Source organism: Bacillus mycoides (assembly GCF_001757995.1).
In the GTDB taxonomy this organism is placed as follows: domain Bacteria; phylum Bacillota; class Bacilli; order Bacillales; family Bacillaceae_G; genus Bacillus_A; species Bacillus_A mycoides_B.
Genome location: NZ_LXLV01000016.1, coordinates 1 through 14,784 on the forward strand (window position 1 = coordinate 1; position 14,784 = coordinate 14,784).

12 protein-coding genes are annotated in these 14,784 nt (G+C 35.4%); 8 read left to right on the forward strand and 4 right to left on the reverse strand.

Annotated features, from left to right (window positions below; all coding sequences use genetic code 11):
- Nucleotides 1-318 precede the first annotated feature (318 nt).
- The gene (gene dhaQ / locus BWGOE10_RS04740; RefSeq protein ID WP_070141122.1) at nt 319-1,317 is read right to left on the reverse strand and encodes a DhaKLM operon coactivator DhaQ; all 999 of its coding nucleotides are present in this window, start codon (nt 1,315-1,317) and stop codon (nt 319-321) included.
- A 19-nt stretch (nt 1,318-1,336) separates the two neighbouring features.
- Nucleotides 1,337-1,903 carry a dihydroxyacetone kinase transcriptional activator DhaS gene (gene dhaS / locus BWGOE10_RS04745; RefSeq protein ID WP_070141123.1) on the reverse strand — a complete coding sequence of 189 codons (567 nt, stop codon included), beginning with the start codon at nt 1,901-1,903 and terminating at the stop codon, nt 1,337-1,339.
- A 178-nt stretch (nt 1,904-2,081) separates the two neighbouring features.
- Here dhaS and dhaK point away from each other — a divergent pair, with 178 nt between their 5' ends.
- The 4 genes from dhaK to BWGOE10_RS04760 all read left to right on the forward strand — a co-directional run bounded on the left by dhaK (nt 2,082) and on the right by BWGOE10_RS04760 (nt 8,580).
- Nucleotides 2,082-3,833 carry a dihydroxyacetone kinase subunit DhaK gene (gene dhaK / locus BWGOE10_RS04750; protein WP_070141124.1) on the forward strand — a complete coding sequence of 584 codons (1,752 nt, stop codon included), beginning with the start codon at nt 2,082-2,084 and terminating at the stop codon, nt 3,831-3,833.
- Between the two features lie 489 nt (nt 3,834-4,322).
- Complete coding sequence (locus BWGOE10_RS04755) at nt 4,323-5,435, forward strand: tetratricopeptide repeat protein (protein WP_070141125.1); 1,113 nt, start codon at nt 4,323-4,325, stop codon at nt 5,433-5,435.
- Nucleotides 5,432-5,575: a hypothetical protein gene (locus BWGOE10_RS32725; protein ID WP_171903092.1), complete on the forward strand. Its 144-nt coding sequence runs from the start codon at nt 5,432-5,434 to the stop codon at nt 5,573-5,575. Before BWGOE10_RS04755 ends, BWGOE10_RS32725 begins: the two co-directional genes overlap by 4 nt.
- A 620-nt stretch (nt 5,576-6,195) precedes the next feature.
- Nucleotides 6,196-8,580: an immune inhibitor A domain-containing protein gene (locus tag BWGOE10_RS04760; RefSeq protein ID WP_171903093.1), complete on the forward strand. Its 2,385-nt coding sequence runs from the start codon at nt 6,196-6,198 to the stop codon at nt 8,578-8,580.
- A gap of 695 nt (nt 8,581-9,275) precedes the next feature.
- Here BWGOE10_RS04760 and BWGOE10_RS04765 read toward each other — a convergent pair.
- Both BWGOE10_RS04765 and BWGOE10_RS04770 read right to left on the reverse strand, forming a co-directional pair.
- On the reverse strand, nt 9,276-10,106 hold the full coding sequence (locus BWGOE10_RS04765; protein WP_070141127.1) for a VanW family protein: 831 nt from the start codon (nt 10,104-10,106) through the stop codon (nt 9,276-9,278).
- Between the two features lies 1 nt (nt 10,107).
- Nucleotides 10,108-10,302 (reverse strand): hypothetical protein, encoded by a 195-nt coding sequence (locus tag BWGOE10_RS04770; protein WP_236735950.1) that lies wholly within the window; start codon nt 10,300-10,302, stop codon nt 10,108-10,110.
- A gap of 635 nt (nt 10,303-10,937) precedes the next feature.
- Between BWGOE10_RS04770 and BWGOE10_RS04775 the strand changes: the two genes are divergently transcribed.
- The 4 genes from BWGOE10_RS04775 (at nt 10,938) to BWGOE10_RS04790 (ending at nt 14,542) form a co-directional block, all read left to right on the forward strand.
- Nucleotides 10,938-12,677, forward strand: coding sequence for an S-layer homology domain-containing protein (locus tag BWGOE10_RS04775; protein WP_070141128.1), 1,740 nt, complete (start codon nt 10,938-10,940; stop codon nt 12,675-12,677).
- Nucleotides 12,678-12,800: 123 nt separating this feature from the next.
- Nucleotides 12,801-13,445: a hypothetical protein gene (locus tag BWGOE10_RS04780; protein ID WP_070141129.1), complete on the forward strand. Its 645-nt coding sequence runs from the start codon at nt 12,801-12,803 to the stop codon at nt 13,443-13,445.
- Between the two features lie 154 nt (nt 13,446-13,599).
- Entirely contained in the window at nt 13,600-13,914 is a 315-nt protein-coding gene (locus tag BWGOE10_RS04785; RefSeq protein WP_001078068.1) for a PadR family transcriptional regulator, read from the forward strand.
- Between the two features lie 16 nt (nt 13,915-13,930).
- Nucleotides 13,931-14,542, forward strand: coding sequence for a DUF2812 domain-containing protein (locus tag BWGOE10_RS04790; RefSeq protein ID WP_070141130.1), 612 nt, complete (start codon nt 13,931-13,933; stop codon nt 14,540-14,542).
- Nucleotides 14,543-14,784 lie beyond the last annotated feature (242 nt).

Here is a 14,784-nt window from a genome sequence, read left to right on the forward strand (position 1 = left end):
TATCTGAATAAGTTTGAAATTTATCCCCTTTTTTAACCATAATAAAATCCCCTCCAAGTAAAAGTGTAACATCCATGTGTATTCATGGTCTTTTTACACTGTCTACCTTAAGGGGATAATATCAATTTATGGTGTCTTTAATAATTAAATCTATAATTTATATAATGCATCGCATAATTTCGATTTGAAAATTCCAGGCTTCATTTTACTAACTGATTTATAATTACTATAGAATAAGCCAATGGAAGAGAAGAAGGGGATGGATATTTATATTGGATAGTATAAACCCCTATATTCTCTGATCAATTTTATTTAATCTTACCAACTACCGACTCGAACATCCGCCTTCAACCACTTCACCCAATCCAAATCCTCTACCTTAAGCAAACTCAATGAAACACCTTTCATATCTAAAGAAGTTAACAGCGTACCGACTTTTACGAATTTAATTTGTAAGCCTTCCAGTTCACATAAACGGCGAATATCATTTGCGAAAATGTATTGTTCCATTAATGGTGTCGCACCGAGTCCGTTAATGAGGATGGCGAAGTTGTCACCTTTTCTCCAGCGATAAATGCTTTTTAGTTTGTTCATCAGTTCGATTGCCAATATTTCAGAAGAGGATAGCGCTTCTTTACGGTAACCTTGTTCACCGTGGATGCCGACGCCGTAAAAGACTTCATCGTCGTTTAATGTGAAGGAAGCTTTTCCTTGTACTGGATCGTTTGCAGGTGAAAGGGCGACTCCTAATGTGTGTAAGTTTTGGATGACAGAACGGCCAAGTGTTGTTAGTTCTTCTAAAGAATGGTCTTCAAGAGCGGCCGCACCAAGTATTTTTTGAACGAAAACAGTGCCAGCTACGCCTCGTCTTCTTTTATTAAAAGAAGCATCATCTTCAATTGAAACGTCGTCATTTACGATGATGTGGTCAATTTTTCTTCCTTCTTCTTTTGCGACTTGTTCTGCAGCTTTAAAGTTTTCTACGTCATCTTTAAAGTTTTTAATGATGAATAAAATACTTTTTTCCTTTGGCATTAAGCGAGTTGCCGCTACAATTTGCTCCACTGTAGGCGGGGTAAAGATACTTCCGTTTACTGCCGCTGTAAGCATTCCTTCTCCTACATAACCAATATCAGCAGGTTCGTGTCCGCTACCACCGCCGCTTATAATGACAACATTTTGCTTCATTTTTGCGATATCTTTTACATAAATGATGTTATGTGTTTCATCGTAATTTACTTTGTCGTTATGTTCAAAATAAAAGCCATGCAGCATATCTTGAACAATATTTTCTACATCATTCATAATCTTTTTCATTGCTTTGGCCACCTTATGATTACTTTGCTGATTGCTCGAGTAAAAGTAGTAATTGATTGTTTATCATATTTTTCATGAGAGAAGACATAATGGACGGATCGACTTCACATTTACTTTCAATCCAATCTTTTATCGTCCCAACGAAGCCGTGACTATAAAAAGAAGCAATCGTATTTTTCGTTTCAATAGAAAGAGTTAATCCACAGCTCATGGATAGTTCATCAATAATCTTCATATATAAGTTTTTCGTATGCTCAAATAAATAGTGATTAAACGAGTTTTGCTCAATGACTTTAAAAGCATTTCGGTAAAATTTTTGGTTTTCATAAAAGTAATCGAATAATAAATCGAAAATATTTTCCCATGTTTCATAGTCGAGAAAGTCTATAATATTTTCTTTCGTTTCTTCTTTATAAATCCAGCTTAATAGTTCAAATTTATCTTTAAAATGATAGTAAAAAGTTTGCCTACGCATTTGACAGTGTAACATAATATCGCTCACTGATATTTTATGAAACGACTCTGTTTCCATTAAATGTTTCAATGAGTTCGCGATTATCTTTTTAGAAATTATAGAAGAGGTCATCTGAATCATCCCTAGAATGTTATTAATATAAAAATCCTATCTATAAATGAGAGCGGTGTCTTTAGACAGATTGTCCATTTTGTCCGTTTACTATAAAACGCTTTCATTTTAACATGAGTAGTAAGAAGAAGATTTCAAATATATCACAATATATTAAAGGAATTGAGGGAGAACCACAATGAAAAAGATTATAAATAAACCTGAAACATTAGTAATGGAAATGTGCAACGGAATGGTTATGGCTCATCCAGAGCTTGAGCTTTTGAAAAAATATAAAGTTATTAAGAAGAAAGAAATGAACGAAAACAAAGTAACGCTAATTAGCGGCGGCGGTAGCGGTCATGAGCCGGCACATGCAGGACTAGTCGGAAAAGGAATGTTAGATGCGGCAGTGTGCGGAGATGTGTTTGCTTCTCCTTCGCAAATTCAGGTATATCAAGCAATTAAAGAGACAGCTAGTAAAAAAGGTACGTTATTAATTATTAAAAATTACAGCGGCGATATTATGAATTTCAAAAACGGTGCGCATTTAGCGACTGAAGATGGAATTGAAGTGGACTACGTAAAAGTGGACGATGATATTGCGGTAGAAGATAGTCTTTATACAGTAGGACGCCGCGGCGTTGCGGGAGTTATTTTAGTGCATAAAATTGCCGGCGCAGCAGCGGAAGCAGGTATGGATTTAGGAGCGGTGAAAGCTATCGCTGAAAAAGCAGCGGCTAACGTGCGTACAATCGGTTTAGCGTTAACTTCTTGTACAGTACCAGCGAGTGGTTCACCTACTTTTACACTTGCGGAAGATGAAATGGAATACGGCGTTGGTATTCACGGTGAACCAGGAATTAAGCGTGAAAAAACGATGTCAGCTGATGAATTAGCTAACCGTATGACAAATGATTTAGTAAAAGATTTAGGAGTAAAAGATGGCGAAGAAATTGCACTTCTAGTAAACGGTTTTGGCGGAACACCACTGCAAGAACTTTACTTATTTAATAACGCGGTTACGAGAGAATTAGCTGCTAGAAACATTAAAATAAATAGAGTATTTGTCGGTAACTATATGACGAGTATCGATATGGCTGGTATGTCTTTAACAGTGATGAAGTTAGATGACGAGCTAAAAACGTTATTATCGAAAGAGTGTAATACACCTGCGTTTAAAGTAGATGGACCAGTTGAGAGTGTAGAGTATGTTAATGTGCTTGAAGATGTAGAAGAGAAAGAAGTTTCCTTCGAAATAGAAACAGCGGAAGAGCACGCTGTTATGAAAGATAATGTCATTACATTAAATAACATGATCTATCTAGTTGATAAAATGAGCGACATTATCATTAAAAATGAAGTACCGTTCTGTGAGTTAGATACACATGCAGGTGACGGTGACTTCGGAATGAGTGTGGCAAAAGGATTTAAACAATTAAAACGTGAGTGGCATTCTATTGTTGAACAAGAAAATGTAACGATCGGATCATTCCTTGACGGTTGTTCTATGATTATTATGGAACATTGCGGCGGCGCTTCTGGTCCAATTTGGGGCGGTGCATTCCGCGCAGCTAGTAAAGCAGCAGGCGAAAAACGTGAGCTAACAGTGAAAGAATTCGCTGAAATGTTACAAGCAGCACTTCACGGCATACAATCTATCGGTGAAAGATCATTCGGCAGAGGAGCGGTAGTTGGTGACAAAACGCTTGTTGATGCACTTGCTCCATGTGTAGATTCTTGGTTAGATAGCGCTTCAAACGAAGTAGACGTGAAAACTGCCTTTGAAAAAGGAGCAGAAGCAGCGGTTAAAGGAGCAGAGTATACGAAAGAAATCGTAGCTCGCATGGGCCGCGCTGGCACAGTTGGTGAAAGAAGCTTAGGATATCCTGATGCAGGTGCACATGCGCTTGGGGTTATCTTTACGGAGATTGCGGGTAGTTTGAGATAAAGTGATATTAGTTTCATAGAATCTTCTCCGTAGTAAGTTTTTTACTGTGGAGAGGATTTTTTCTATATAGTTGACGGTATAGAAAACTTCTTCTGGTGCCTTTATGGGAGCGTTGTCATGTATGCTCTTTACACAAATATATGTATCTTTATAACCACTAAGGATTTTAAAAGAAGATAAACAAAGTGAGTTCAAATAAGTATAGTAAAGGTGTAATATTGTCTGTTGCAAGCAGCTTTTAATGAGTAGTCTATAAATAGGTATAAGGCTCCCTCTTATGACAGACCTTGTTATCGGTGCTGGTAGAGGTAGATAAATTAAAGCTGAAGTGTGAACAAATTACGAATTTTTTATTTTGGAATCCGGCCACTCGAATTTTCTGTAAATTGTTGAGAAAGTTTAAATTTCTAATGGTCTCGAATAAAAAAGATGGAATTTTCTGTTATTATAATATTAGAAGATAGTAAGAGGAAGATTAGGAGGGATTTCATGATTGCGGCTAATGCACAAGAGAAAATAATACAGCTGTTAAATGAGTGGTATTTAGAGATAAGATCCAGACGTATAAAGGAAGCCGAACGTTTGAAAGAAAAAATAGACGTAGAGATACATAAACTTAAAAGAGAAGCAGAAGAAAACTTTCAAAATCAGAATCTGTCATTATATTATTCGCTTTTAAAGTTTAGATATAACTACTTGATAGATAACCTGGGTTTAAATAAAGATAGTTTTAATGAAATAGATTCATTCGAAAAACCGACAGATAACTTTTTAGCGTACTATTATAATTTCTTTAAAGGTATGCATGCAAATGAGCTAGGGAACTATCACTTAGCAAAGGAACATTATGATCGAGCAGAGGTGTTTTTGAAATATGCTCCTGATTCACTAGAACAGGCTGAGTTTTATTATAAGTCAGCAACTTTCTACTATGATATACAGGAAGGTTTAAAATCCATTAACTATGCAAAAAAAGCGAAAGAAATGTTTGCTGAACAACCAGGATATGAAATTAATATTGCTTTCTGTGAAAATATTTTAGGACTAGCATGTATTTATTTAAGAGAATGGGAATTAGCTGAAGAACACTTTATGGCAGCGTTAGATCAATTTCAAAAAAATGGAGAAGAAAAATTTATTCTAATGGTTCGACATAATCTGGGATGGATGTATTCAAGTCAGAATATGTCGACTTTGGCTATTCGTTATCTTTCTGAAGTCGTGGAAAAGAATCCAAATCACTATAAAGCTATTTTTGCTAAGGCGCTAGAACACTATAAGCTAGAAGAAGTTGAGATAGCTGGTGAACTTATTGAGAAAGGTTTAAGTATTAGTAATGAGATTAATCAACTAGAGTTCCAACATCGGTTCAAGGTTTTAAAGGAACAGAACGACAATTCTTCCGCTCAAAAACTTGAAATAGTAGTTTTAGAAGGGGTTCAATACTTTGAGAGAGAAGAGTTATATGAGTATATGCAGGAACATTATGAAACGTTGGGAATTAAGTTTTTTGAAGAAGAAAAGCACACGGAAGCTAGTAAGTATTTCTATTTGAGTGCACAAGCACGTAAAAAAGCGATAGATAAGGGGGCGTTAAAATGAAAAAATTATTACTAACGATTATGGGGATTGCTACGGTATTTACGTTTTCATTAGGTTTATTAAGCCAAGATAGTTCAGAAAAAGGTAAGCAACATCCAAATGTTATTCAAAGTATGTCAGTAGGGGATTATGGTGGTTAATACTTGATACAAAGAGTGCTATTCTAATTAGGATAGCACTCTTCCGTTTAGTTGGAGGATTGTTCATGTGAATAACTTCAGAGCGTTTTGAAAATGAAACTTACGAATGCTATGAATGTGGCAAAGATATTGAAAGTGAAGAAGTTAATAGAGAAACTTGGAAATGTGATGTTTGTAATAGGAAAGTAGTATTTAATATAGGTGAAAAAAGTGAGAAGTTAGTCAGAGTACTCCCTAATAAAGTGAGAAGGTATGATTATGTCTTTAATCAATATGATAAAGTATTTTGTGAGGTGAAAGGAATTCCTTACTTTAACGGAAAGTCTTATTTCATCAATGTTGCTGATCATGGGGGAGTAAAGGGCGAAACGGATGAATTTGCGAATTGCATGCTAAGGAATTTATAAATTGTAGTGAAAAATATGACAAGAAGAGGTTATAGTAGTAGTTTGCTGTAACCTCTTTGTATTTTATTTTTCCATCTCATGTATTTCACCCTGCATAAAAAATATTTCTCAACATTTCATCTGTTGAAAAATATTGAATATTCGTATTATAACGAATATTATGTTGTTATCGACAAAAAAATGATAATTCGCAGACACTGGGGAGGAAATGCATTGAAAAAGAATAAGAAGTTAAAACCATTATCAGTTTTAGCAACAGCGGCAGTGCTAAGTAGTAGTTTTGCTTTTGGAAGTCATGCGGCGTATGCTGATGCGCCATCATCTCTACCAATAGATGAGCATTTAATACCGGATGAGCGTTTGGCAGAAGCACTAAAACAACGGGGAGTAATTGATCAATCTGCATCACAAGCTGAGACGTCAAAGGCTGTTGAGAAGTATGTTGAGAACAAGAAAGGGGAAAACCCTGGGAAAGAAATTATTAAAGAAGATAGTCTTACGCAAGAGGCTTCTGATTTTATGAAAAAAGTAAAAGATGCAAAAATGAAGGAAAATGAACAGGCGCAGCAGCCCGCAGTAGGACCAGTAGCTGGACAAGGTGCAGGATTGAATTCTAGTAAATTAAATGGAAAAGTACCTACTGCACCAGCGAAGCAAGAAGAGTACAACGGAGCTGTTCGAAAAGATAAAGTACTTGTTTTACTCGTAGAATTTAGCGATTTTAAGCATAACAATATTGATCAAGAGCCAGGATACATGTATTCTAAGGACTTTAATCGTGAACATTATCAAAAAATGTTATTTGGTGATGAACCATTTACGTTATTTGATGGATCGAAGATTAATACATTTAAACAATATTATGAAGAACAATCTGGCGGCAGCTACACAGTTGATGGAACTGTAACGGAATGGCTTACTGTTCCAGGGAAAGCTTCAGATTATGGTTCGGATGCGGGCACTGGCCATGATAACAAGGGTCCTTTAGGGCCGCGCGATTTTGTGAAAGAAGCATTAAAAGCAGCGGTAGCAAAAGGGATAAATTTAGCAGACTATGATCAATTTGATCAATACGATCAAAATGGTGATGGAAATAAAAACGAGCCAGATGGCATTATTGATCATTTAATGGTTGTACATGCGGGCGTTGGTCAAGAAGCTGGCGGCGGTAAATTGAAAGATGATGCAATTTGGTCTCATCGTTCAAAACTTGGATCAAAACCATATGCGATTGATGGCACAAAATCTTCTGTTTCAAATTGGGGCGGAAAGATGGCTGCATACGATTATACAATCGAGCCTGAAGATGGAGCGGTTGGTGTGTTTGCGCATGAGTATGGTCATGATTTAGGATTACCAGATGAGTACGATACAAAGTATTCAGGACAAGGTGAACCTGTTGAGTCATGGTCTATTATGAGTGGCGGCAGCTGGGCTGGAAAAATTGCAGGAACAGAGCCAACAAGTTTCTCACCACAAAATAAAGAGTTTTTCCAAAAGAATATGAAGGGCAACTGGGCGAATATCGTTGAGGTAGATTATGATAAACTTCGCACAGGAGTCGGTGTTGCAACATATTTAGATCAAAGTGTTACAAAATCAAAACGACCAGGAATCGTTCGTGTTAACTTGCCGGACAAAGATATCAAAAATATTGAATCGGCATTTGGTAAGAAGTTTTATTACAGTACAAAAGGAAATGACATTCATACAACACTTGAGACACCAGTATTTGACTTAACAAATGCAAAGGATGCTAAGTTCGATTATAAGGCATTCTACGAACTTGAAGCGAAGTATGATTTCCTTGACGTATATGCGATTGCAGAAGATGGAACGAAGGTACGTATTGATAGAATGGGCGAAAAAGATGTAAAAGGCGGCGTGGATACAACTGATGGTAAGTGGGTTGATAAATCATACGATTTAAGCCAATTTAAAGGGAAAAAAGTAAAACTGCAATTTGAGTATTTAACAGATATTGCAGTAGCTTATAAAGGATTTGCGTTAGATAATGCAGCATTAACTGTAGATGGAAAAGTTGTTTTCTCGGATGATGCAGAAGGTCAACCAGCAATGACATTAAAAGGATTTACTGTATCTAACGGATTGGAACAGAAAAAAAATAACTACTATGTAGAGTGGAGAAATTACGCTGGTTCTGACACGGCGTTACAACATGCGCGTGGCCCAGTGTTTAATACAGGAATGGTTGTATGGTATGCGGATCAAAGCTTTACAGATAACTGGGTAGGCGTTCATCCAGGTGAAGGATTCTTAGGAGTAGTAGATTCTCATCCAGAGGCAATCGTAGGAACATTAAACGGACAACCGACTGTGAAGAGCAGTACGCGTTATCAAATTGCCGATGCGGCATTCTCATTTGATCAAGCGCCAGCATGGAGAGTAGACTCGCCAACTCGCGGTATCTTTGACTATAAAGGATTACCAGGCGTTGCAAAATTTGATGACTCTAAGCAGTACATCAACAGCGCGATTCCAGATGCAGGACGTAAGTTGCCGAAACTAGGATTAAAGTTTGAAGTAGTAGGTCAAGCTGAAGACAAGTCTGCAGGTGCAGTTTGGATTCATCGATAGAATAAGGTGAAATTAAGAGGAGCTGCCTCATAAGTCGGTGAAACCGGCTTATGAACAGCTCTCTTCTTATTTTAGAAACGGGGCAATTTAGTTTAGAAACCCGTTCATTGGAAAGGAAGATATAAAATTCATTTTCAATAAAAACGAGAAATGATATCGCTAGAGAATTTCCTTTTCCTTCCACGTTCGAGGTGTAAAACAAAGGGAGGAAGTCAGTAGCAGTCCTGTTATATTCTGCATAGCAGCGATTTATATGTCGAGAAATCAAAATAGATTTATGTAGCATGTCGCTTTAGTTTTAAAAGTAGAAATAAATCAGTAAATTACAATCTAGCATAATTCAAATTAACTGAAATGCATGAGCAAAAATACATTCTCATACGAGATTTTTATTAAATTACAAAATACTTATCAGACTTGATTGTAAGAAATGATAAGTATCGTTGGTATAATTGTATTGTTATAATCTTTAAGATCATTTAAAGACGCATCTGATAATTGATTTTTTATGATGTACAGAAAAAACTAATTATCACATCCTTTTATTTTCACACTAGAACCTAAAAAGAGGTTCTGTTACAAAGTTTCTTAACAAGAAAAAGTTATGTTGCAAAAAGGATTGTGCCTATTAATTATATGAAGAGAGGCATGTATTGTGTTACTAGACAAAAATACTTAATACACCAATGTTACCTTCATTCACCCTCCTCATTATTATAAGCTAATAGTGGTTCGTACATCATTATAGCGTGATTCTCCGTTACATATTGGTCTTCTATAAACTGTTTCTGTTGATTATATACTCTACGTTGAATAACATTATGTCGTATATAACCACCCCAGTATGCAGATTGGATTGAGTGTTCTTTTTCATATACTTCATATTGATAAAGCTGTGGATGGGCAACTCTCCATTCACCGACTAAATGCTTATCTGTAATATAAAGGTGAAGTTGATACGATTGGTCCGTTTCATTTTTTATTTGTAAATCCAAATAGTTATAAGAACAAGTCGCTCCACTTCCAAATGGTTGGGTCCGCTTGGAATCAGGAAAGACATCAAAACTATGACGATATCGCTCTGTTACTGTCAATGGTGTATGTAAGGTCATCCAATATATTAAATTTGAAAGCTGACAAAGACCTCCTCCAATGCCTGCTTGAAAAGATCCATAGTGTAGTATCATGCCCTCTACATACCCTTTTCTCCTCGTAGGCTTACCTATTAAACGCCAGTAAGAGAATGTTTCTCCCGGTCTAATGACGATACCATTTAGTTGTTTAATAGCAATCTTCAAATTAACAACTTTATTCTGTTGATACCACATATCTACATCTTTGAGCTTACGAAGTAGTATCGTTCGGTGCTGAATCGCTGTATAGGGTAACTTTTCTTGTTGAAATGTTTTTGCATATGTTTTTCCGTCTGCTAACCACTGAATGTACCTCTTTGTAGAGTAATACCATGTCCCTAGTAGAATGCGATACTTAGACCGCTGTTTAGGACGTAAGTTCACTAAATTCATTTTATTTCCTCTCTCCATCGTTTTCATATGTTACCATTTCCGTAATTACGATCCCAATCAATTGCCGTATTAATGCCTTTGAATTTACCCAAGTTTTCCCGCACAGAACTGTAATATTAATTGTCGCATGCTCTCGTTGTTTTACTACATTCTTATATGCATATCCATCAATGAATTGTACTTTTCTTAGCTGCATAGTAATTAACATAAATAGATAAAAGACGCAAAAAAAACAGTATAATTAATCTAATGGGGACCTTGTTTTTTCCATTTTTCGAATTGCTTATATTCATGTGAAACTCTGCTTCAATACGATAAATTCAAATAAACACATTATAAATATAAAGGATAACCTTAAACAAATAATAATGAAAATTAAAGAAATTCTAAAGTATTAATATATTTTTACTAAATATTGATTGATAATAAGTTGTTTTTTGAGACGTTACTAGGTTCTGTTGCAAAGTTTCTTAGCAAATAAAAAGTTAAGTTAATTACAATGAATCATGTTAAAAGGTATGTTCTCAGGATTTTATTGCGATTTTAATGGGGATAGCATTGTTTTTATAGGCTACATTTTAGCGAAATAAAAGATCAAAAGCGATATGTATATTAACAATGTTACATTAGTGTTTTTCTTTTTATTTATATATTCGTAAATAAAATAGCATAATATCAGCATGAATCCCTATAGTAATATGATTTTTTGCATATTTTAAAATTCAGTATATCCTCCGAAAACTTTTGATTGTATAATGTGTTTTGTCATATTCTTTTAGATTTTTCGACAAAAAATAACAAAAAATAGAAGACGTATTGGGAGAAGGCATTATGTACACAAAACTATTAAAATCAATTACATCATTATCACTAATAGGTGGTGCTTTATTATATACAAATGGCAGTGATGTGAAAGCTGCTGAAGCAGGCGTTTTTTCTGATGTACCTACATCGCATTGGTCGTATCCGGCGATTAAAGATTTAGCGGGCAAAAATATTATTTCAGGTTATGGAAATGGGATATTTGGTTTTGGAGATGTTGCGACGAGGGAGCAAGTTGCGGCTTTAATTTATCGAGTGCTAGTGCCGAGTAAGCAAGGTGGTACGTTTAGTAATGATGGCGCTCGTTATGTATTAAAAGATGGGTCTACTTTAAATAATCCGTATCGTGATATTCGCTCAGGTTCTACAATGTTTCCGGAAGAGGTTTTAACGTTAACGAAATTGGGGGTTTTTAAAGGTGATGGAAATGGCGGTTTTAGACCGAAAGATTCTGTTAGCCGCGCAGAAATGGCGCAAATTATTAAAAATGCGTTCCAAGTTTCAGCTAAACAAAAACATACATTTAATGATGTTCCAAATGGATTTTGGGCAGAAAACGCGATTAGTGCGGTGCAGTCAAACGGGATTGCATCTGGTACAGGAGACGGGAAATTTGAACCAGCTAAAACGGTAACGCGTGAACAGTATGCACAGTTTTTATATAATGCATTGAAATATAAAAAGCCTGAGGTTGCGGTGCAAGATACAGAAGATGCGGCACTATTAACAGCATTCAAAAATGAAGTGCAAAAGCGTATTAATACGTACGAAACGAATATTACACTTCCATATAAAACGAAAAATAGTAATACAGAAGAAGTGATGAATACACTTTTTAACGCGTATAAAGAAGTCGCAAGTAAAAATGAGTATACAAATTATAATAGGTCGAATGTTTCATATGGACTTTCTGGATCCCCTGGAAATTATACATTTACGTTAAAGATTACATATCGCGAAACGAAAGAACAAACGGAATATGTAATGAAACAAGCAAAGGCAATCGTTTCCTCTATTATTCAGGTCGGAATGGATGATCATGAAAAAGTGAAGGCGATTCATGATTATGTTGTAAAACATGTTTCTTACGATACGTCTTATAAAGCGTATACAGCATATGAGGCACTCGCGAATCATTCTGCCGTTTGCCAAGGTTACACACTATTAACCTATCAATTATTAAAAGAAGCTGGAATTGAGAATCATTTTGTAGTAGGAACTGGAGACGGTCAGCCTCATGCTTGGAATTTAGTAAAAATCGATAACAAATGGTACCATCTTGATACAACATTCGATGATCCAATACCTGATAAACAAGGGCGAGTAACATATTCTTATTTCAACTTATCAGATGAACAAATTGCAAGAAATCATGGGTGGAACCGCGGGGACTATCCGCAGGCTACAACAAATTATTATGATACAATTACAAATAAAATCGCAGCGGGTAGCCCTAAAACAACTACATACGAGCAAATATTAAAAGATACAAAACTAAATTATTTAGCAAATGAGTACGTTGCGAATAACTATAATGAATTAAAAAATAAAATGCAGCAGCGCTATAGTGCAAAAGTAGAAAAGATTGAAGTTCTTTATAAGCAATCAATGGACGGTTCCTTACAAGATGTGAAAAAAGCAATTGGAGAAATCGGTTTTCCAAAAGGGGCGAATCGTGTTTCTTATAAAGCGGAGCCGTATAATGCGAAAGAAGGATATTCTTTGGTGACGATTACGTTTACATATTGAGAATGAGAAAAAGCATCTGTTTCAGATGCTTTTTTATTATTTCAGTTCGACATAATGTGACAAAGGAATGTAACTGCATCTGTTATGATAGCTTTTAAAATTTTACATTTTGGGGGATCAGTAATGAACAAAAAGAAGATTTTTGCTGCGTTAATAGGAATTGTAGTTTTACTTGTAATTATTAATGTAGTTGTTACGAAAGGGAAAACGACATCAACTAGTGAAAAAATGTACACTGAGAAAGAATACAATAAATTAGTAGATGAGCATTTTGAAGAAACGCAAAAGTTAAAAAGTGATAAGAAGTTATTAGAAACAGAAAATAAATCTCTTGATGCACAAGTTAAGAAGTTAAAAGATGAATTAGCGAAAAAAGAGCAACAAGTAGCGCAGCAGCCAGTTCAGCAAGAACAACCTAAGCAAGAACCGCAGCAACCTACACCAGCTCCACAGCCGGAAAAGAAAGAAGAGCCTAAACCAGAACAACCTACTGGTGCATTCGCAAATCCTGTGAAAAATATAAATAAAACAGAGGCAATGAATAAAGTGAAAGAAAAGGCGAAGCAAGACTTCCAAGATGACTACATGACGCAAAACTTTGTTGCTGAGGAGCAATCAAAAGCATTTGATTTCTTAAATGGAGTAGAAATCAAATCACAAGAAGAATTAAATGTGATGAAGAAAGCGATAGGAGATTTCCCTAACGACTTTATGACAGCGAAGTTTGTTTATGAAGAACAAATGAAGGCGAAGAATAAGCAAGGATAATATAAAAACGCTATCTTTTAAAAAGGTAGCGTTTTTGTTATGGATTATAAAGTTCTTCCTGTATTTGACATATACAGTTAGACTGTATAAAATACAACTATACAGTTCAACTATATAGTTTAGCTATATATTTATCGTTACATTGGAGGTCTTTATGAATAGGGATAAAAATTTACCATTAACGGAAACAACGTATTACGTTCTTTTAGCTTTATTAGAGCCAGCACACGGGTATTTAATTATGCAAAAGGTGGAGGAACTTAGTAATCATCAAGTGAAAATCGCAGCGGGTACATTGTATGGTGCGGTTGAAAATTTATTAAAACAAGGGTTAATAGAATCGGTAAAAAGTGAAGATAAACGAAGAAAAGTGTATGTAATTACTGAGCGTGGGAAAGAAGTATTACATTTAGACTTTATGAGGATGCAGCACATTATTGGGGTTACAAAAAGCTTATTAAATGTATAGTTAGGGGGAAGCGAAGATGTGGAGATTGAAATTCTTTTTAGACTTTGAGAAAGAGGAAAAATGGTTAGAAGAGATGGCTTGGAAAGGCTATCAACTAGAAAGCAATACATTCGGTTATAAATTTAAAATCGCAGAACCGGAAGATGCGACAATTAAAATAGATCATAGAATATTTAATAGAAGAAAAGATTTTATTAATTACTGTACATTATTTGAAGATAGTGGCTGGAAGCATATAGCCGGTAATTGGTGGTCAGGCACGCAATATTTTAAAAAGGTAGATGAGGAAAGTGAAGATGACATTTTTTCAGATCAAATGTCACGAGCAGGGAAGTACAAGCGTCTATCTAAGACATTTTTAGAATTAGCGATATGTTATTTGCCGCTGTTAATCCTATTTATGTTTAATAATACAATTGATCTAGGAGCGATTTTAAATCCGAAAGACTTATACTATACACCAGGATTATGGGATATGCACGGCGCAGCATTTTTAGGATTATTCTTATTTGAAACGCCATTTGCATTAATGAGGGGCATTTCATGGTTGTTTATCCCAGCTGCGATTGGTATGTTTTTCTTTTTCTCATATAAAGCAAATCGATTGTATGAAGAGAGAAAATACTAAGAGGACCCCCTTAAAGCTGATGCTTTGAGGGGGATTCTTTTGAATTTGTAAATGGTGTACTTGGTTAGCTTGATGGGCATGTGACGCTACCCCATAAAGAAAAGACACCCATATATGATATTATCCCCTTAAGGTAGACAGTGTAAAAAGACCATGAATACACATGGATGTTACACTTTTACTTGGAGGGGATTTTATTATGGTTAAAAAAGGGGATAAATTTCAAACTTATTCAGATAAAT